Origin of the sequence: Nocardia arthritidis NBRC 100137 (genome assembly GCF_001612765.1) — a bacterium.
In the GTDB taxonomy this organism is placed as follows: domain Bacteria; phylum Actinomycetota; class Actinomycetes; order Mycobacteriales; family Mycobacteriaceae; genus Nocardia; species Nocardia arthritidis.
In genome coordinates this window covers 48708-66802 of the sequence record NZ_BDBB01000021.1, presented here as the reverse complement: position 1 = coordinate 66802, position 18095 = coordinate 48708, and the positions used below count along the sequence as shown (strand labels likewise).

General features: G+C 70.2%; 18 protein-coding genes. 8 read left to right on the top strand and 10 right to left on the bottom strand.

The features are described from left to right. Positions 1 to 1263 (top strand): acyl-CoA dehydrogenase family protein, encoded by a 1263-nt coding sequence (locus NA8_RS17195; protein WP_063051406.1) that lies wholly within the window; start codon positions 1 to 3, stop codon positions 1261 to 1263. Between the two features lie 10 nt (positions 1264 to 1273). Here NA8_RS17195 and NA8_RS17190 read toward each other — a convergent pair whose 3' ends face one another. Continuing rightward, complete coding sequence (locus NA8_RS17190) at positions 1274 to 1948, bottom strand: class I SAM-dependent methyltransferase (RefSeq protein ID WP_063051405.1); 675 nt, start codon at positions 1946 to 1948, stop codon at positions 1274 to 1276. Positions 1949 to 2074: 126 nt separating this feature from the next. Here NA8_RS17190 and NA8_RS34390 point away from each other — a divergent pair, with 126 nt between their 5' ends. Next, positions 2075 to 2239 (top strand): hypothetical protein, encoded by a 165-nt coding sequence (locus NA8_RS34390; protein ID WP_168434229.1) that lies wholly within the window; start codon positions 2075 to 2077, stop codon positions 2237 to 2239. 37 nt (positions 2240 to 2276) lie between these two features. On the opposite strand, the gene glpD is transcribed toward NA8_RS34390, so the two are convergent. Together glpD and glpK (NA8_RS17180) are read right to left on the bottom strand one after the other, a co-directional pair. After that, entirely contained in the window at positions 2277 to 4004 is a 1728-nt protein-coding gene (gene glpD / locus NA8_RS17185) for a glycerol-3-phosphate dehydrogenase (protein WP_084466881.1), read from the bottom strand. Between the two features lie 4 nt (positions 4005 to 4008). Next, positions 4009 to 5541, bottom strand: a complete 1533-nt coding sequence (gene glpK, locus NA8_RS17180; RefSeq protein WP_063051403.1) for a glycerol kinase GlpK — start codon at positions 5539 to 5541, stop codon at positions 4009 to 4011. Positions 5542 to 5793: 252 nt separating this feature from the next. Here glpK (NA8_RS17180) and NA8_RS17175 point away from each other — a divergent pair, with 252 nt between their 5' ends. The 3 genes from NA8_RS17175 (at position 5794) to NA8_RS17165 (ending at position 9023) form a co-directional block, all read left to right on the top strand. Next, positions 5794 to 6576 (top strand): IclR family transcriptional regulator, encoded by a 783-nt coding sequence (locus NA8_RS17175; protein WP_063051402.1) that lies wholly within the window; start codon positions 5794 to 5796, stop codon positions 6574 to 6576. 25 nt (positions 6577 to 6601) lie between these two features. Then, the gene (glpK, locus tag NA8_RS17170; protein ID WP_063051482.1) at positions 6602 to 8119 is read left to right on the top strand and encodes a glycerol kinase GlpK; all 1518 of its coding nucleotides are present in this window, start codon (positions 6602 to 6604) and stop codon (positions 8117 to 8119) included. Between the two features lie 64 nt (positions 8120 to 8183). Continuing rightward, the gene (locus NA8_RS17165) at positions 8184 to 9023 is read left to right on the top strand and encodes a DUF72 domain-containing protein (RefSeq protein WP_245663880.1); all 840 of its coding nucleotides are present in this window, start codon (positions 8184 to 8186) and stop codon (positions 9021 to 9023) included. Between the two features lie 47 nt (positions 9024 to 9070). Here NA8_RS17165 and NA8_RS17160 read toward each other — a convergent pair whose 3' ends face one another. From NA8_RS17160 to NA8_RS17145, 4 genes are all read right to left on the bottom strand, one after another. Next, positions 9071 to 9619, bottom strand: a complete 549-nt coding sequence (locus tag NA8_RS17160) for a YceI family protein (protein ID WP_040865251.1) — start codon at positions 9617 to 9619, stop codon at positions 9071 to 9073. Positions 9620 to 9686: 67 nt separating this feature from the next. Further along, positions 9687 to 10292 (bottom strand): FMN reductase, encoded by a 606-nt coding sequence (locus NA8_RS17155; RefSeq protein ID WP_063051400.1) that lies wholly within the window; start codon positions 10290 to 10292, stop codon positions 9687 to 9689. Further along, positions 10289 to 11383 carry an LLM class flavin-dependent oxidoreductase gene (locus NA8_RS17150; RefSeq protein WP_063051399.1) on the bottom strand — a complete coding sequence of 365 codons (1095 nt, stop codon included), beginning with the start codon at positions 11381 to 11383 and terminating at the stop codon, positions 10289 to 10291. Before NA8_RS17150 ends, NA8_RS17155 begins: the two co-directional genes overlap by 4 nt. Before the next feature lie 102 nt (positions 11384 to 11485). Then, a complete protein-coding gene (locus NA8_RS17145) occupies positions 11486 to 12733 on the bottom strand; it encodes an alpha/beta hydrolase (protein WP_169810519.1) in 1248 nt (415 codons plus the stop codon). Between the two features lie 361 nt (positions 12734 to 13094). Here NA8_RS17145 and NA8_RS17140 point away from each other — a divergent pair, with 361 nt between their 5' ends. Then, entirely contained in the window at positions 13095 to 13463 is a 369-nt protein-coding gene (locus tag NA8_RS17140; protein WP_063051397.1) for an Rv3235 family protein, read from the top strand. 240 nt (positions 13464 to 13703) lie between these two features. On the opposite strand, the gene NA8_RS17135 is transcribed toward NA8_RS17140, so the two are convergent. Next, on the bottom strand, positions 13704 to 14486 hold the full coding sequence (locus tag NA8_RS17135; protein WP_063051396.1) for a dioxygenase family protein: 783 nt from the start codon (positions 14484 to 14486) through the stop codon (positions 13704 to 13706). 94 nt (positions 14487 to 14580) lie between these two features. Between NA8_RS17135 and NA8_RS17130 the strand changes: the two genes are divergently transcribed. After that, positions 14581 to 15030, top strand: a complete 450-nt coding sequence (locus tag NA8_RS17130; RefSeq protein ID WP_245663879.1) for a MarR family winged helix-turn-helix transcriptional regulator — start codon at positions 14581 to 14583, stop codon at positions 15028 to 15030. A gap of 1 nt (position 15031) precedes the next feature. On the opposite strand, the gene NA8_RS17125 is transcribed toward NA8_RS17130, so the two are convergent. Both NA8_RS17125 and NA8_RS17120 read right to left on the bottom strand, forming a co-directional pair. Further along, the gene (locus NA8_RS17125) at positions 15032 to 15934 is read right to left on the bottom strand and encodes a cutinase family protein (protein ID WP_063051395.1); all 903 of its coding nucleotides are present in this window, start codon (positions 15932 to 15934) and stop codon (positions 15032 to 15034) included. 221 nt (positions 15935 to 16155) lie between these two features. After that, a complete protein-coding gene (locus tag NA8_RS17120; protein WP_063051394.1) occupies positions 16156 to 16755 on the bottom strand; it encodes a TetR/AcrR family transcriptional regulator in 600 nt (199 codons plus the stop codon). Positions 16756 to 16862: 107 nt separating this feature from the next. Here NA8_RS17120 and NA8_RS17115 point away from each other — a divergent pair, with 107 nt between their 5' ends. Beyond that, positions 16863 to 17882 (top strand): crotonase/enoyl-CoA hydratase family protein, encoded by a 1020-nt coding sequence (locus tag NA8_RS17115; protein ID WP_063051393.1) that lies wholly within the window; start codon positions 16863 to 16865, stop codon positions 17880 to 17882. The last annotated feature ends 213 nt before the right edge of the window (positions 17883 to 18095 follow it).

The window sequence follows — 18095 nt, the reverse complement described above, 5'->3', positions numbered from 1 at the left end:
ATGGATTTCGAACTACCCGCGGAACTGGTCGAATACCTGGCCGAACTCGACGTGTTCATCGAGCGGGAGATCACGCCGCTCGAGCAGGCCGACGACAACATCCGCTTCTTCGACCACCGCCGCGAGGACGCCCGCACCGATTGGGAGCGCGGCGGCCTGCCGAACGCGCAATGGGAGGACCTGCTGGCCGAGGTACGCAGGCGCGCCGACGCCGCCGGGCACCTGCGGTATGCGTTCCCCGCGCAGTACGGCGGCCGGGACGGCACCAACCTGGGCATGGCCGTGATCCGCGAGCACCTGGCTCGGCGCGGCCTCGGCCTGCACTGCGATCTGCAGAACGAGCACGCCATCGTCGCCAATAACGTCGGCCTGCTGCTCATGCTCGAACACGGCACACCCGCGCAGCGGGCGGAGTGGGTGGACGGTTTGGCCTCGGGGACGAAGTTCTTCGCCTTCGGCATCACCGAGCCCGAGCACGGCTCCGACGCCACCCACATGGAGACCGCGGCGGTCCGCGACGGCGACGACTGGGTGATCACCGGGCAGAAGACCTGGAACACCGGCGTGCACATCGCCGACGCCGACCTGATCTTCGCGCGCACCTCGGGCGGCCCCGGCGACGCGGCGGGCATCACCGCCTTCCTGGTGCCCACCGACGCCCCGGGATTCGTCGTCGAGGAGTACCTCTGGACTTTCAACATGCCCACCGACCACGCCCGTGTCTCCCTGAACGGCGTCCGGGTCCCCGACAGCGCCGTCTTCGGCGGCGAGGGGCGCGGCCTGGCGGTGGTGCAGCACTTCTTCAACGAGAACCGGATCCGCCAGGCCGCGTCCAGTCTGGGTGCGGCGCAGTATTGCATCGACGAGTCGGTGGCCTACGCCAAACAGCGCAAGCCCTTCGGCAAACCGCTGGCCGCCAACCAGGCGATCCAGTTCCCCTTGGTGGAGCTGCACACCCAATGCGAGATGTTGCGCGCCCTCATTCACAAGACCGCGTGGTCGATGGACACCTACGGCACGTTCGCCGTCTCCGAGCAGGTCTCGATGTGCAACTACTGGGCCAACCGGTTGTGCTGCGAGGCCGCCGACCGCGCCATGCAGGTGCACGGCGGCCTCGGCTACTCCCGGCACAAGCCGTTCGAGCACATCTACCGCCACCACCGGCGCTACCGGATCACCGAAGGCGCCGAGGAGATCCAGATGCGGCGAGTGGCGGGCTACCTGTTCGGCTTCATGGGAAGCAGAGCGCCGAAGGGCGTGTGACGCGGGCGGCTCAGCGGCGGCGGATCCGGGCCAGCCACGCGGCGAGGTCGACGTGGCCGGACGCGGAGACCTCCAGGTGCGCCGCGTCCTGGGCCACCGGGTCGGTCACCCGCCCCCGGTACCGCGCCGGCCGCACGTCTTCCACCGTCCAGCCGTCGTGGAACGACTCCCGGATCAAGGTGTCGCTGATCCGCGGGCCGAACCCCGGCTCGACATCGGAGAGCGCGAGAACATGGACGGTGCCGCCCGGTTTGCAGATCGCGTGCAGGCTGCGGACATAGGCGGCGCGCGGCTCGTCCTCGGTCCCGAAGACGTGGAACAGCGCGCTGTCGACGACGGTGTCGAACGCGGGCGCGGAGCCGGGCGGATCACCGGCGAACTCCGGCCGGTCGCCGAGCGCGAGGGCGTCGGCCACCTCGAAAGCGGCGGACGGCACCCCCTGCTCGGCGGCGTTGGCGCGCGCGTACGCCACCGCGCTCGGCGACATGTCGATTCCACGCACGTCGTACCCGAGCCTGGTCAGCAGGATCGTGTGCTCACCGGCGCCGCAGCCCGGGTCGAGCACGCGTCCGGTGATGCCGCCCTCCCGCTCGAGCGCGACGATGGCCGGTTGCGGCTCGCCGATCACCCAAGGGGCGGTGTCGTTGTCATAGACGGTGTTCCAGAAATCAGCTGGACGAGTCATGCCACCATGCTCCATCCTCAACCGTGCTCGAGGTCAACCCTCCACTCCCGCCGAGGTGTCGAGCCCGCTTTCCCGCCGAGGCCGAGGTGCGTGCGTCAGGGCCGCACGGCTGGGTACGCGCAGGTTATGAGCACACCGAATGTCGATCCGACCACGGCGGAGTCGATGCAGCAGGACGCGGATTTCGCCGACGAGCACACCAAGCCGACGCACGCCGACGAGCACCCGGCCGGCGCCGAACTCGAGACCGACGAGTCGACGCCGAGCGGGCACAGCGGTATGGATCAGTGAGTCCGGCACGGTTGCGTTCGGGAACTGTGCCAGGGGCTCAGGCAACGGCGATCAGCCGGGCGGCGTTGGCGGATTCGTCGTCGGCCGCCTGGTTGGCGGCGAGTTCGGCGTGCACCCGATCGCGATAGCGGGTGATCTCCCGCTCGGTGGCCGCGGCGTCCCAGCCCAGGTGCGCGCCGATCAGCCGAGCCACCTCGGGAGCGGCGGACAGGCCGCGGTCGGCCGTTTCGATGGACACTCGGGTGCGGCGGGTGAGTACGTCGTCCAGGTGTAGTGCGCCCTCGTGCGTCACCGCGTACACCACCTCCGCGCCCGAGTACTCGGGGGCGCCGGTGAGCGGCTCACCCAACTCGGGCTCGCGGGCGATCAGGTCGAACAGGTCGGTGATCGTCGAGCCGTAACGGCCGAGCAGCCGCCGCACCATCGCTCGCGGCAGGCCCGTGCGCCGCGCCAGGCTGTCGAGGTCGGCGGCGAGTTCCTGGTAGCCCACCGCGCCGAGGATCGGCAGGTGCTCGGTCACCGACGGCGCGGCCGAGCGGCCGAGTCCCGCCACCGCCGCGTCCACGACGTCGGCGGCCATCACCCGGTAGGTGGTGTACTTGCCACCCGCGATGACGAACAGGCCGGGGGCAGGTTCGGCGACCGCGTGCTCCCGGGAGAGCGTCGCGGTGTCGGCCGACGCGCCGGACAGCAGCGGGCGCAGACCCGCGTAGGTGCCGACGATGTCGTCGCGGGTGAGCGGCTCCCGCAACACCCGGTTGACGTGGTCGAGCAGGTACCGCACGTCGGCGTCGCTGGCGGCCGGGTGGTCCTTGTCCAGCGACCAGTCCGTGTCGGTGGTGCCGATGATCCAGTGCCCGTGCCACGGGATGACGAACAGCACGCTCTTCTCGGTGCGCATGATCAGGCCGGTGTCCAACCGCAGGCGATGGCGTGGCACCAGGATGTGCACGCCCTTGGACATCCGGACGTGGAAGGGGAACTCGACGCCGGTCATCCGGTTCATCTCGTCGGTCCACACTCCGGTGGCGCTGATCACCCGGCGCGCCCGGACCGCGTGCACCCGCCCGGTCTCCAGGTCGGTGACCTCCGCGCCGACGACACGCTCGCCGTCGCGCAGCAGCGCCGTCACCTTGGTGCGGGTGAGCACGGTCGCGCCGTGCCCGGCCGCCGTGCGCGCGATCATCATCGTGTGCCGGGCGTCGTCGACCTGCGCGTCGAAGTACCGGATGGCTCCGGTCAACGCGTCCGCGCGCAGGGCGGGCGCGAGTTCCAGCGCGCGCGTGCGGGACAGGTGCCGGTGCATCGGCAGGGCGCGGGCGCCGCCGATGGTGTCGTACAGCGCGACGCCCGCGCCGATGTAGGCGCGCTCCCACACCCGATGCCGCAACGGCAGCAGGAACGACACCGGCCGTACCAGGTGCGGGGCCAGCCGGTGCAGCAGCAGGCCGCGTTCCTTCAGCGCCTCCCGCACCAGCCAGAAGTCCAGCTGTTCCAGGTAGCGCAGCCCGCCGTGGATGAGCTTGCTGGAGCGGCTCGAGGTGCCCGCGGCGAAGTCCCTGGCCTCCACCAGCGTCACGGTCAGGCCGCGGGAGGCGGCGTCGAGTGCGGCGCCCGCGCCGACCACGCCGCCGCCGATGACGAGCACGTCGATCTCGGTGTCACCGAGCGAGTTCACCGCGCGGTCGCGGTATCGGGCGTCCAATCGTGCGGACACAGCGCTGTCTCTCCTTGTTTCGGGGATATTCGGGTACGACGGGGTCATCGGCTCAGTCCTCGACGTCGATCCAGTCGAGGGTGCGGGCGACCGCTTTCTTCCAGCGCGCGTAGCCGCGCTCACGCTGCGGTGGCGACCAGGACGGGTGCCAGCGCTTCGCTTCGTTCCAGTTCTGTGTGAGTTCGTCGGTGTCGCTCCAGAAGCCGACCGCCAGCCCGGCCGCGTAGGCGGCGCCGAGGGCGGTGGTCTCGGCGACCACGGGGCGCGACACCGGCACGCCGAGGAAGTCGGCCTGCAATTGCATGCACAGTTCGTTGGCGGTGACGCCGCCGTCCACCCGCAGCACGTCCAGCCGGACGCCGGAGTCGGCCTGCATCGCCTCGACCACGTCGCGGGTCTGGTAGCAGATCGATTCCAGCGTCGCCCGCGCGAGATGGGCGTTGGTGCTGTAGCGGGACAGGCCGACGATCGCGCCGCGCGCGTCCGACCGCCAGTAGGGCGCGAACAATCCGGAGAACGCGGGCACGAAGTACACCCCGCCGTTGTCCTCGGCCTGCCGGGCCAGCGATTCGCTCTGCGCCGCACCGGAGATGATGCCCAACTGGTCGCGCAGCCACTGCACCGCCGAGCCCGTCACCGCGATCGAGCCTTCCAGCGCGTACACCGGCTTCTCCGAGCCGAATCGGTAGGCCACCGTGGTGAGTAGTCCGTGCTGCGATCGCACGATCTCGGTCCCGGTGTTGAGCAACAGGAAGTTCCCGGTGCCGTAGGTGTTCTTCGCCTCGCCGGGACGGAAGCAGACCTGCCCGACGGTGGCGGCCTGCTGGTCGCCGAGCACACCGGCGAGCGGGACCGCGCCGCCGAACGGGCCGTCGGGCCGGGTGCGGCCGAACAGGTCCGGATTCGCCGACGGCGCGATCCTGGGCAGCATCGCGCGCGGCACCCCGAACAACGCCAGCAGTTCGTCGTCCCAGTCCAACGTTTCCAGGTCCATCAGCATGGTGCGACTGGCGTTGGTCGGGTCGGTGACGTGCACGCCGCCGTCCACCCCGCCGGTCAGCTGCCACAGCAGCCAGCTGTCGGTGGTACCGAAGAGCGCGTCGCCGCGTTCGGCGTCCCGGGCCACCCCGGGGACGTTGTCGAGGATCCAGCGCAGCTTGCCGCCGGAGAAGTAGGTCGCGGGCGGCAGGCCTGCCTTGCGCCGGATGGTGTCGCCGTGCCCGACCCGCTCCAATTCGGCGGCGATGCGATCGGTACGGGTGTCCTGCCAGACGATCGCGTTGCAGTACGGCCGCCCGGTCCTGCGGTTCCACACCACCGTGGTCTCACGCTGGTTGGTGACGCCGACCGCGGCGAGGTCGCTCGCGACGAGATCGGCCTTGGTCAGCGTGGTCTGCACGACCGCGCGGGTGCGTTCCCAGATCTCGGTCGGATTGTGCTCCACCCACCCGGGACGCGGCAGGATCTGCTCGTGCTCGAGCTGGTGGCGGGCGACCTCGTTGCCTCCGTGGTCGAACACCATGAAGCGGGTGCTCGTGGTGCCCTGGTCGATCGCGCCGACGTACTGGCTATCGCCCCGAGTCATCGCTGAGCCTCCGTTCGCCGCGCAGGCCGCGGGCGCGACCGTGCTCGAAACGGAAACTACGGCGGAATGCCGGACCCGGATAGCGCTGTCATTCGACAATGTCGAACGCACGGATCGGTCGCGAAGAACGCAATGGCCATTGCGCGACCGGCGAGGCGAAGGTATGGCGCAGCTCATACGGGGTTCCGCCAGGCGTCGCACACCAATCGTTCGGCATTGTCGAATCACGACACAGGGGATAGGTTTCCGGACATGCCGGGTCCGATCCAGTCGATCGAGCGGGCGGCGGCCGTGCTGCGACTGCTGGCCCGCGGCTCCGGTCGTCTCGGCGTCGGCGACATCGCGGGCGCGCTCGACTTACCCAAGCCGACCGCGCACGGCATCCTGCGCACCCTCCAGGGCGTCGGCTTCGTCGACCAGGACCCCACGACGGGCAAGTACCAGCTCGGCGCGGCGTTGCCGCACCTGGGCGGCGGCTACCTCGACGCGAACGAGTTGCGCTCGCGCGCGATCAACTGGGCCGACGCGCTGGCGGCGCGCACGGGCGAGTCGGTGCGGATCGGCGCGCCGCTGGACGGCGCGGTGGTCGTGGTCCACCACGTGTTCCGGCCGGACAACTCCGAACAGGCGCTCGAACTCGGCGAACTCCTGCCGCCGCACGCCACCGCGCTGGGCAAGGTGCTGCTCGCCTACGACGCAGACCTGGCCGCGACGGTGCGCCGCGCCGAACCGGCCGCGCTCACGCACCGCACCCTCGTCGACCGCGCCGCGCTCACCAGGGAACTGACCGGTGTGCGGCGGGCCGGATGGGCGGGCGACATCGAGGAGTTCCGCCCCGGCGAGGCGGGTATCGCGGCGCCGATCCGGGCGCCAGGTGGGCTCGTGGTCGGCGCCATCGGCATCACCGGCGCGATGGACCGGCTCTGCGACGCGAAGTCGCGGCACCGATCCTCGCTGGTCGGCCGGGTGCTCGACGCCGCACGGGCGGTGTCGCGCGATCTCGGTGCGGGCGACCGACCACCGTCGCGCCGGTGACCAGCGGATTTCATCCAGGAGCAGCATGAAGCAGCGTTACGTGCTTGCGATCGACCAGGGCACCACCTCCACGCGGTGCATCCTGTTCGACCAGCGGGCCCGGCTCGTCGGTGTCGCCCAGCGTCCGCACCGGCAGCACTACCCGCGGCCGGGATGGGCCGAACAGGACGCCGTGGAGATCTGGCGCAACGTCGAGCGGATCGTGCCGCAGGCGCTGCGCGATTCCGGAGTGTCCGCCGATCAGATCGTCGCGCTCGGCATCGCCAACCAGCGCGAGACCACCGTGGTGTGGGACCGCCGCACCGGCACGCCGGTCGGTCGCGCCATCGTCTGGCAGGACGTACGGACCGAAGAACTGGTCCGGGAACTGGAGGGCAAACCGGGCGCAGGCCGGATCCGCGAACTGTGCGGTCTGCCGCTCGCGAGCTATTTCGCCGCGCCGCGGCTGCGCTGGATGCTGGACACGACGCCCGGTCTGCGCGAGCGCGCCGAGCGGGGCGAGGTGCTGTTCGGCACCATGGAGACCTGGCTGATCTGGAACCTCACCGGCGGTTCGGACGGCGGCCTGCACCGCACCGACGTCACCAACGCCGGCCGTACCCTTCTGATGAACATCGGCACCCTCGCCTGGGACGACGAACTGCTGGAGTTCTTCGGCATCCCGGCGGGGATGCTGCCGCGCATCCAACCATCGACCGCGTCCTACGGCAGCACGCGCCGGGTGGTGCCGGACATCCCGATCGCCGCCGCGCTCGGCGACCAGCACGCCGCGTTGTTCGGCCAGACCTGTTTCGCGCGTGGGGAAACCAAGTGCACCTACGGAACGGGCGGTTTCCTCATGATGAACACCGGAGGTGAGCTGGTGCGCTCCGGGCACGGCCTGCTCACCACGATCGGCTACCAGATCGGTCCGGAGCCGGTCTACGCGCTGGAGGGTCCGATCGCGGTCACCGGTTCGCTCGTGCAGTGGGTGCGCGACAACATCGGGCTAGTCACGAGTGCACCGGAGATCGAAACCCTCGCGCGCACCGTCGAAGACAACGGCGGCTGCTACGTCGTGCCCGCGTTCTCCGGGCTCTACGCACCGCATTGGCGCAGCGACGCCCGCGGTCTCATCGCCGGACTGACCTCCTACATCACCAAGGGCCACATCGCCCGCGCCGTACTGGAGGCCACCGCCTGGCAGACCCGCGACGTGGTAGAGGCGATGAACGCCGACTCGGGCCTGCGGGCCGAGGCACTGCGCGTGGACGGCGGCATGACCTCCAACAACCTGCTCATGCAGATCGTGGCCGACGTCCTCGACGTTCCGGTGTCGCGTCCGTTCGTCGCCGAGACGGTCTCGCTCGGCGCCGCGTACGCCGCGGGCCTGGCCGTCGGTTACTGGCCGGACCTGGAAGGTCTGCGGAACAACTGGCGCCTTGCCGCGCAATGGGTTCCACGGATGGACCCCGAGCTGCGAGTGGAGGAGTACGACAACTGGAAGCGCGCCGTGGAGCTGACCTTCGGCTGGGTCCGGTCGGCCAAGCGGGCGCGGCGGTGAGTCCCGGCCGTGGTCGCGTGCCGCCGGGACGAGCGTGTCGGGAGGGTGGGTTAGCGTCGAAGGCATGCGGCTTCACGTGGGATGTGCGATGTGGACGCACGCGGCCTGGCAGGAAAGGCAGCTCGCGCCGGGGGAGCGGCTGCGCTGGTACGCCACGTGGTGCAATGCGGTCGAAGGCAACACGACCTTCTACGCGACGCCGTCGCGGCGCACGGTGGAATCGTGGGCGGGTCAATGTGATCCCGCGTTCCGATTCGTCCTCAAGCTGCCCAAGCCGATCACCCATGAACGCAGGCTGTCCGGCGTCGAGGAGGACCTGCGCTCGTTCCTCGCCGCGATGGAGCCGCTCGGTGAACGCATTCACGCCCTGTGGGTGCAGTTGCCCGGCTCGTTCGGCCCCACCGATCTCGGTGCGCTGGCCGGATTCCTGCGGCAATTGCCGCGCACCTACCGGGCCGCCGTCGAGGTCCGGCATCCCGCGTTCTTCGCCGACGAGCAGGCGGCGCGCAGGCTGGAATACGTCTTGTCCAGGGTGGGCGCCGAATGGGTTCCGTTCGACACCACCGTGCTCTTCGACGGTCCGCCCACCAGTGCGGCGGAACAGGAGGCGGCGTCGAAGAAGCCGCGGGTGCGGCGCAGGATGCGCGCCCTGACCGAGTACCCGATCGTGCGGTACCACGGCCGTGACGATGTCGAGCGCACCGTCGGCGGCTGGCAGCCGTGGGTCGGCACGGTCGCCGAGTGGCTGCGCGAAGGCCGGTCGCCGACGGTGTTCGTGCACACCCCGGACAACGCGGGCTCGCTGGAGCTGGCCCGCCGCTTCCACGACGAGGTCCGCGCCCGGCTGCCACAGCTGGATCCGTTGCCCGAGCCAACGCCTGCCGAGCCGATGACCCTCTTCTGACGAAAGAACGGTCCCGCAGGCAACTCCCGCGGGACCGTCCGGATCACTCAGGACTGCAAACCCACCTCGATCTCGAGGGTGAGCGTGATCTTGTCGCCGATCACCGCGCCGCCGTCGGGCAGGGGCATGTCGATGGTGATGCCGAAGTCGCGGCGGTTGATCACGGTCTTGGCCTCGAAGCCCGCGACCGGTCCGTGGCCCATGCCGGGGTTGACGCCGAGGAACTCCACGTCCAGGGTGACCGGCTTGGTGACGCCGCGGATGGTGAATTCGCCGTCCACGATGAAGTCGTCGCCGTTCACCCGGAAGCCGGTGGACTCGAACGTGGCCACCGGAAACTCCTCGGCCTGGAAGAAGTCCGCGGTGCGCAGGTGCGCGTCGCGCTGTTCGTTGTCGGTGGTGACCGAGTCGACCCGGATCTCGGCCGTGGCCGAGGCGCTGCCGTCCTCGCCGATGACCAGCTTGCCCGAGAAGTCGGTGAAGCGTCCGCGTACCTTGCTGACCATCAAGTGGCGCACCGAGAAGCCGAGCGTGGAGTGGGCGGGGTCGATGGCCCAGGTGCCCGCGGTCAGAGCGTTGGTGGTTCCGGTGGACATGATGTTCTCCTTGGTGATTGAGAATTGAATTAGTTGGCGTGGGTCGGGCTCGGTCGGTGGGAAGGGTTCAGTGGGCGCCGAGTAGCTGCGCGAACGGTACCGGGTCGTCGTACGGATCGGCGGCGCGCTCGCGCGGTGCGCCGCTCAGCAGTGCGGCGAATTCCGCTGCGGCACGGTCGATCCGGGCGCTCAATCCGCCCGCCGCCGCGGACGCCCAGTCCTCGGATGCCGCGTAGACGGCGGTGGGCGCGACCACCGCGCGCAGGTAGCTGAACATCGGCCGCAGTGCGTGCTCCAACGTCAGCGAATGGCGCGCCGAGCCGCCGGTCGCCCCCAGCAGCACCGGCATCCCGGCCAGCGCGTCCGGTTCGAGGACGTCGAAGAACGTCTTGAACAGGCCGCTGTAGGAGGCGTTGAAGATCGGCGTGACGGCGATCAAACCGTCGGCGCCGGTCACGGTGTCGATCGTCGCGCGCAGCCCGCCCGGCGCGAACCCGGTCAGCAGGTTGTCGGCCAGATCGCGGGCGTGCTCGCGTACTTCGACCACGTCGAACGCCACGTCCGCGCCCGACGCGGTCAGCGCCGCGCCGGTGGCGGCGGCGAGCCGATCGGCGAGCAGCCGGGTCGACGACGGCTGCGACAGGCCCGCGGCGACGACGGCGATGCGGGTCATCGGGTCGCCTCCAGGGCGGCGTCACGCGCGGCGACCAGGCCGGCGTGTGTCGGCGCGTCCGGCACGTGCGCCGGGCGCAGAGCCTCGAATTCCTTGCGCAGCACCGGAACCACTTCTTCGCCGAGCAGGTCCAGTTGCTCCAGTACGGTTTTCAGCGGAAGGCCCGCGTGATCCATCAAGAACAGCTGGCGCTGGTAGTCGCCGAACGCCGCACGGAAGGTGAGCGTCTTGTCGATGACCTCCTGCGGGCTGCCCACCGTGAGCGGCGTCTGCTCGGTGAACTTCTCCAGCGACGGGCCGTGCCCGTACACCGGCGCGTTGTCGAAGTAGGGCCGGAACTCGCGCACCGCGTCCTGGGAGTTCTTCCGCATGAACACCTGTCCGCCCAGGCCGACGATCGCCTGGTCGGCGGAGCCGTGGCCGTAGTGCTCGTAGCGCTGCCGGTAGAGCGCGATCAGCCGCTGGAAGTGCTCTTTCGGCCAGAAGATGTTGTTGGCGAAGAATCCGTCGCCGTAGTAGGCCGCCTGCTCGGCGATCTCGGGGCTGCGGATCGAGCCGTGCCAGACGAACGGCGGTACGTCGTCCAGCGGGCGCGGCGTCGAGGTGAACGACTGCAGCGGCGTGCGGAACTTGCCCTCCCAGTCGACCACGTCTTCGCGCCAGAGCCGGTGCAGCAGGTGGTAGTTCTCGATCGCCAGCGGGATGCCGTCGCGGATGTCCTTGCCGAACCAGGGGTAGACCGGCCCGGTGTTGCCGCGGCCGAGCATCAGGTCAACCCGCCCCTCGGCGAGGTGCTGCAGCATGGCGAAGTCCTCGGCGATCTTCACCGGGTCGTTCGTGGTGATCAGCGTCGTGGCGGTGGAGAGCTGGAGCCGCTCGGTCCGCGCCGCGATGTAGCCGAGCATGGTGGTCGGCGACGACGGCACGAACGGCCGGTTGTGGTGCTCGCCGGTGGCGAACACGTCCAGCCCGACCTCTTCGGCCTTGCGGGCGATCGTCACCATGGCCGTGATGCGCTCGTGCTCACTCGGCGTCCGGCCGGTCGTGGGGTCGGTCGTCACATCACCGACCGTGAAAATTCCGAACTGCACGACGCCTCCTTCGTTCCCAGTCTGTCTCAATTTGGTGGATATGGCAACCAAAGGAACGAAGTGGGGTACGCGGATATTCCCGCTCGGGCGATGTGGCGTCGGTTACGGCAGGTATTCCGTCAGCCAGGTGTGGGTGAGTTCGCGGGTGACCAGCGCGCCGGTGTCGAGTTCAGTGGTGCCGAAGGCGTGATCGAGGAAGGGCAGCTCCACGTAGCGGTGCGGAACGCGCGCGCCCTCCAGGGCCGCGGCGTAGGCGGCGGTGTGCGCGGCGAGCACGAGGTGATCGTTGGCGCCCTGGATCAGCAGGGTGGGTGGGGAGTCGCCGGTGACCTGTGCGGCGGCGCCGGTCGCGGTGTAGCGGTCGGGGTACTGCTCGGGCGTCCCGCCGAGGTACTGCCGGGCGGCGTCGACGCCGAGCGCGGTCTCGGTGCCCGAAGCGGCCAGGTCGACCGCCGGGTACAGCGCCACCGCCGCGCGCACCTTCGGTAGCTCGGCGGCGCTGCCGCAGCTGGGCCGCAGGACACCCGCGTTGATCTTGTTCGCGACGTTGACGGCCAGATTGCCGCCCGCCGATTCGCCGAACGTCGCGACCCGCCGCATGTCCCAGTTGTACCGCTGCGCGTTCGCGGCGGCCCAGCTCAGCGCGCAGGCGACGTCGGCGTCCTCGGTGTTCCAACGGTGGTCGCCTTCGTCGGAGAGGCGGTAGTCCACATCGAGGACGGCGTATCCGTTGTCGGCCAGCCAGGTCGTGTAGGCGTCGGTGCCACGGCTGCCCGTGACGAAAGCTCCGCCGTGAATGCTCACCACCAGCGGCGCCGGTCGCGACGCCGGGGCGGGCAGGTACAGGTCCGCCAGGATCGGTTGTCCGTCGACGGTCGCGTAGGTGACGGTCTCGTCGGGCGCCTCGCCGACGGTGCTGAACGGCACGGCCGGGGCGAACGGAATCCAGACGCCCGCGGCGTCACGCGCCGCGAACACCAGCGTCGCGCTGGTCACGACGGACAGCATCAGGCCGACGGCGGCCACGCCGGTCACCGTGCTCGCGAGGCGCCGCCCGCGCTGGTCGCCGCGAAACACCGTCAGCGCGAGCGTGGTCGCGACCACCGCCAGCACCATGTTCCACGAGCCCAGCGCGTCACGGACGGCACCGAGCAAGAGCACTGCCGACTGCGCGACCGCGTTGCCCAGTAACGGCATCACCCAGGACACCGGCAGTATCGCGATCAGTTGAGCGAGCGTGAGGTACGTGGCGAGCGCTCCGGCGAGCGCGAGCAGGCCGATGCGCAACAGGCGACGCGCGATCGCGGACCTTCCGGGCACGGTCACGTCCGCTCCTCGCTCGTCGGTCATCAAAATCTCCGGTTCCGGGTCGGGGTTCGCCGGCTCCAACATAGGTCGGTCTTCGGGGCCGCCGGTTTCCGGTGGTGGCATGCCGGGACGGATTCGGGTAGCCGACTACGCGCGACTTCCGGTGGCTCGTCCGCAGAATCGGTCCCCACCAGGTTTCGACCACCGGGTTTTCGAAGGGATGTGCATGGCTGGTTATCAGGATTGGTTGGCGCCTGCTCCGAATCCGGAGCCGCCCTTGGACAGTCGCCGCCGCGCCGAGGCGGACCGGATGGCGCCCGATCCGGCACCCGCTCGGGCGCTACCGTGCCGGCCGCGACCGCACGCGACCTCCAGTCGGTCCCGTGCCGGGATACGCGGCGCGGTGGCGCGAAGTCATGCCTGCACCGCGCGGGCCGAGGACGAGTCACGGTCGGCGGCACGCCGATTCGCCGAGTCGGCGGTGCGAGTCGTCCTCGAGGTGCTCGACCGCAGGAGGCCCGTGCCGCAACTGGCCGCGGTCGCCGACGCCACGGTCGTCGCCGCGGTGCGCACGTTGATCGGCGCCGGTCTCGTGCCGGGCCGCGATCTCGGCGTCGCGGTGCCGATGCGGGTGAACGTGGTCCTGGTAGACGCCAAGACCGCTGAGGTCTTCGCCACCTACGGCCGGGGCAGGCGTCATTTCGCCTTGGCGGCGCGCATCGTGCGGACCCGCTCGGCGGGCTGGCGGCTGACGGCGCTGCGCATCCGGTGATGCGGCCGTAGAGGGCTCGCGACCTCGGTCGCGGTGGCGGTGCCGCTGCCTCGCGGACCGTTCACCGGCACGCCGGGAGCAGCGCGATCCAGCTGATGCTCTCCGGCGGCAGGTTCTGGGCAGGCGGGGTGCTGACGCGTGACCGCGACTCCGGAGGCTCCCGCTACCCGGGTCCGGTGCGACCCCGACTGGGCCGGATCGCGTCGCCTCGGGCGTGGTCGGGTGGTGCGGCGCTGGCGCTCAGCCGAGCTGGATGGATCGGCGTGCCATGCCGAACCAGTAACCATCGATGACGGTGCGCAGCGTGCCGAAGTCCTCCTCGCCCGCGCCGAGTGCGACGAACAGCGGCGCGAAGTGGTCGGCGCGTGGATGGGCCAGGCGAGCCGCGGGTGCGGTGCGCTCGAAGTCGAGCAGTGTGTCCAGGTCGCGGGCGGCCAGCGCCTCGCGGCCCCACGCGTCGAATTCGGCTGTGAAGGACTGCACGTGCTCGTCGTCGGCGGTCAGCGCGCGCAGGTTGTGGGTGAAGAATCCGCTGCCGACGATCAGCACGCCTTCGTCGCGCAGCGGCGCCAGCTTCCGGCCGACGCTCAGCAAGGCCTGCGGGTCCAGCGTCGGCATGGACAGCTGCAACACCGGGATGTCGGCGTCCGGATACATCTCCTTCAACGGCACGTAGGCGCCGTGATCGAGCCCGCGATCCGGGACGTCCGCCACCGCGGCGCCCGGTCCGCGCAACAGGTTTCGCACCTTGCCGGCCAGCTCGGGCGCGCCCGGCGCGGCATAACGCACCTGGTAGTACCGCTCCGGAAAGCCCCAGAAGTCGTAGATCAGCGGCACCGTCTGCGTGGCGCCGAGCGCGATCGGCGCGGCCTCCCAGTGCGCGGAGACGATCAGGACGGCGCGGGGACGCGGCAACGCGCGCGACCACGCCGCCAGTTCGGCGGGCCACCTCTCGTGGTCGGCCAGCGGCGGAGCGCCATGCGAGAGATACAGCACCGGCATTCTCTCGGCAGCCACGGTCATAGTGCTCCTCCCGACTCGGTCGCCCAGGTAGTTCAAATTCGAACTCAACTCTAGCGCGTTGTTCAAATTTGAACAATAGGGATAGGGTAGAGCCGTGGAGACCACGTGGCTGAACGCCCGCGAGATGGCGGTGTGGCAGAACTTCCTGGCGGCCGGCGCCCTGGTGGGTCGCGAGGTGGAACGGCAGCTCAAGCGGGAAGGGTTGTCGCACACCCAGTACGAGGTCCTGGTGCGGCTCGCGGACGCGCCGGAGGGCCGCCTGCGGATGACCGAACTCGCCGAGGCGCTCTACACCTCCAAAAGTGGTCTGACCTATCAGGTGACGCAGTTGGAGAAGGCCGGGCTGCTGGTCCGCGAGGCCTGTCCGACCGACGTGCGCGGGGTCATCGCCGTGCTCACCGTCGCGGGCCGGGAAAGGCTGGTCCAGGTCGCGCCAGGCCATGTCGCGACCGTCCGCCGCGTCCTCGTCGACGTGCTCACCGACGCCCAGCGGGGCGCTGTCGCGGAGAGCCTGGGCGAGGTCGCGCGGCGGCTGGCTCCCTGACTCAGGCCAGCGACGCCAGCCAGTCGTGCATCCACGACAGCGCGGTCGCTCCGCCTCCGACGGGGTAGCTGCCGTAGGCGGTGTGCGCTTCGGAGCGATAGAACTCGTCCAACAGCCGAGCCCGTTCTTGGTTGGCCGATTCCGAGAGCTGGCTCTGCAAAAGGGGGATTCCGCCGTTGGACATCAGGTCGCCGACGATGGCGCCCATTTCCAGTTGGTAGCGCCACAGGTAGGCCGGGTCGGGGTGGGAGGTCTGGGCCAGGAAGCCCGCGAAGCGGGTCACGAAATCGTCCGAGGCCGTGGTGCAGTACAGATCGCCGATCGCGCAGATGGTGCGGGTCTGCGGGGTGAGGAGGCCGAACCCGCCGATGCGCGGACCGCCCGCGCCCGCGCCGCCGACCGGTGGACCGACCAGCGCGTCGGTGGGGGAGCGGCGGGGATCGGAGATGAGCCCGACCGCGGCGATCCGGTGCGGCGGCACGACGCCGAGCCCGGTGCCGATCTCGGCAGCGAGATCGCCGGCGGCGTCCGCGCCCTGGCTGTAGCCCAGCAGGGCGATCCTGGTCGCGCCGCACTCCCGGCCCATCGCCGCGATCATGCCGCGCGCGTTGTCGACGGCCTCGCGTTTGGAGGCGCCGTACACCTCGCTCTCCCAGGGGAATGCGGTCGCGGCGTAACTCACGTAGTCCACCCGCGCCGAGGGCGGCAGGCCGCGGGTGACTCCGGCCAGCATCCCGGGCCCGGGGCGCTCACCGTCCGCGGTGGTCTCCCATGTTCCCGGGATCGCCACCACGTACAGGCTCGGGCAATCCGGTGCGGCGACGGCGGTCCCGCTGCCCGGTCCCGCACACGACAGCGCCATCGCCGCGAAACCGATGGCCGCCGAGATCAACTTCGATCGCATCGCGTTCGCTCCTGGTAGTACAGGCGCCGCAGGCGCTCCCCGGCAGGAATCGGCCTCCGCCGGCGCCGCGCGGTGGTCGGACCCGGCCCCGTCGAAGGCTGCATTGAGACTCGGTGGTCTCAAAGTGCAGCCAGGATAGCGACAGTGTGGGAGAGTGCACAATCGACGTCCGAAGTGACGCGTATCACAGTCCATTCGGCCACGTCGACGCTCGCCGATTGCTATTCGCCCTGTGCGAGAAGAACTGTCATGGCCTCCGCCCATCGATCGATGGTTGCCGCGGCGGCGCGCTCGGAGGTGCGCAGCGGCCGGGACATCGCGGTGCCGCGCAGGATCGCGATGGTGAGGTCGCGGACGGCCGGGTAGCGCGGATGAGCGACCAGGTCCGGACCGAACAGTGCGTCCACCACGCGCCGCAAGTCGCGCCCGGCTTTTCGTTCGGCCGCGCGCAACGCCTCGGCAAGCGCCGGGTCGGTCCGCGCGGCCGCCCACAGTTCGAACTCGGCTTGCGCCGCCGGGCGCGCCATCGACTTGTACAGGGCGGTCAAGGCGCGGCGTAGGGGATCGGCGCCCGTGCCGAGCCCAGCCGCGACCTCTCGCACGGCCGCCTCGTTGCGTGCGACCAGATGTCCGACCAGTTCGCCGATCAGCGCGCCGAGGGTCGGGAAGTGATGCAGCAGCGCCCCGCGGCTCACGCTCGCGGCCCGCTGCACGGACAACGTGGACAGCGCCCGGTAGCCCTGCTCGGCCAGCAGGTCGGCGGCGGCGTCGAGGATGCGCACACGGGTCGCCCGCTTCTGTTCCTCGCGTCGTCCTGCCATGCCCGTTCCTCCTGTCGCCGCGACATTTTCACAGTCAAGGTTGACTGTCAAATGATGGGTGCGCCAGACTGCGGAGACCGGTTCGCACCAGCGTCGAAGGGAATGCGATGACCGACAGTGACAGCCAGGCCGACAGCGGGGCGGGTGCGTGGTATCGCAATTGGACCGAGACACCGGACACCCCGTGGGCCGGACGCCCCGAACCGGACGACGCCCGCGAGTACCGGACGCTGACCTACGAGCGGGACGGCCGCATCGCCCGCATCACCTTCGACCGGCCGGAGAAAGGCAACGCGATCACGCCCGATACGCCGCACGATCTGGCGCACGCGGTCGAACGCGCGGATCTCGACCCGCGGGTGCACGTCATCCTGGTGTCCGGACGCGGCAAGGGATTCTGCGGCGGCTACGACCTGAGCATGTTCGCGGAGCAGAGTTTCGTGGTGGCGGGCGGGCCCGATGAGGTGGCGGGAACGGTCGTCGATCCGGTGGTGCAGGGCCGCAATCACGATCCGGCGCGGACCTGGGACCCGATGATCGACTACGCGATGATGAGCCGGTTCAACCGCGGATTCGCCAGCCTGATGCAGGCGAACAAGCCGACCGTGGCCAAGCTGCACGGCTTCGCCGTGGCGGGCGGCAGCGACATCGCGCTGTTCGCCGACCAGATCATCTGCGCCGACGACACGAAGATCGGCTATCCGCCCACCCGGGTCTGGGGTGTCCCGGCGGCGGGCATGTGGGCGCATCGCCTCGGTGACCAGCGCGCCAAGCGCCTGCTGTTCACCGGCGACTGCCTCACCGGGAAGCAGGCGGTGGAATGGGGCCTGGCCATCGAATCCTGGCCCGCCGACGAACTCGACGCGCGCACCGAGGAATTCGTCGCCCGGATCGCGCGCATGCCGGTCAACCAGCTGATGATGGCCAAGCTGGCGCTCAACTCGGCGCTGTACGCACAGGGGGTGGCCAATTCCGGCATGATCAGCACCGTCTTCGACGGCATCTCCCGGCACACCAGCGAGGGGTACGCCTTCCAGACGCGGGCCGCCACAACCGGTTTCCGCGAGGCGGTCCGGGAACGCGACGAACCGTTCGGCGATCACAAACGGCCTCGCGCGCAGGCGTGAACCCCTGCTGAGCCCGCACGGGAATCTGCACAGCGGCCGACGCATCGGGCCCCGGCTCTACCGACCATGGTCGCCGACACTGCGATCCTCAGCGCCGGTCGGCTCGGGATCGCGGATCGAGTGCGAGCTGCGAGGTCCTGGATCCGCGCGCAGGAAACGGCACGGGGCGGTGGCCGCATCGCCACCGCCCCGTCCGAGTGCGCCGCTGGACCG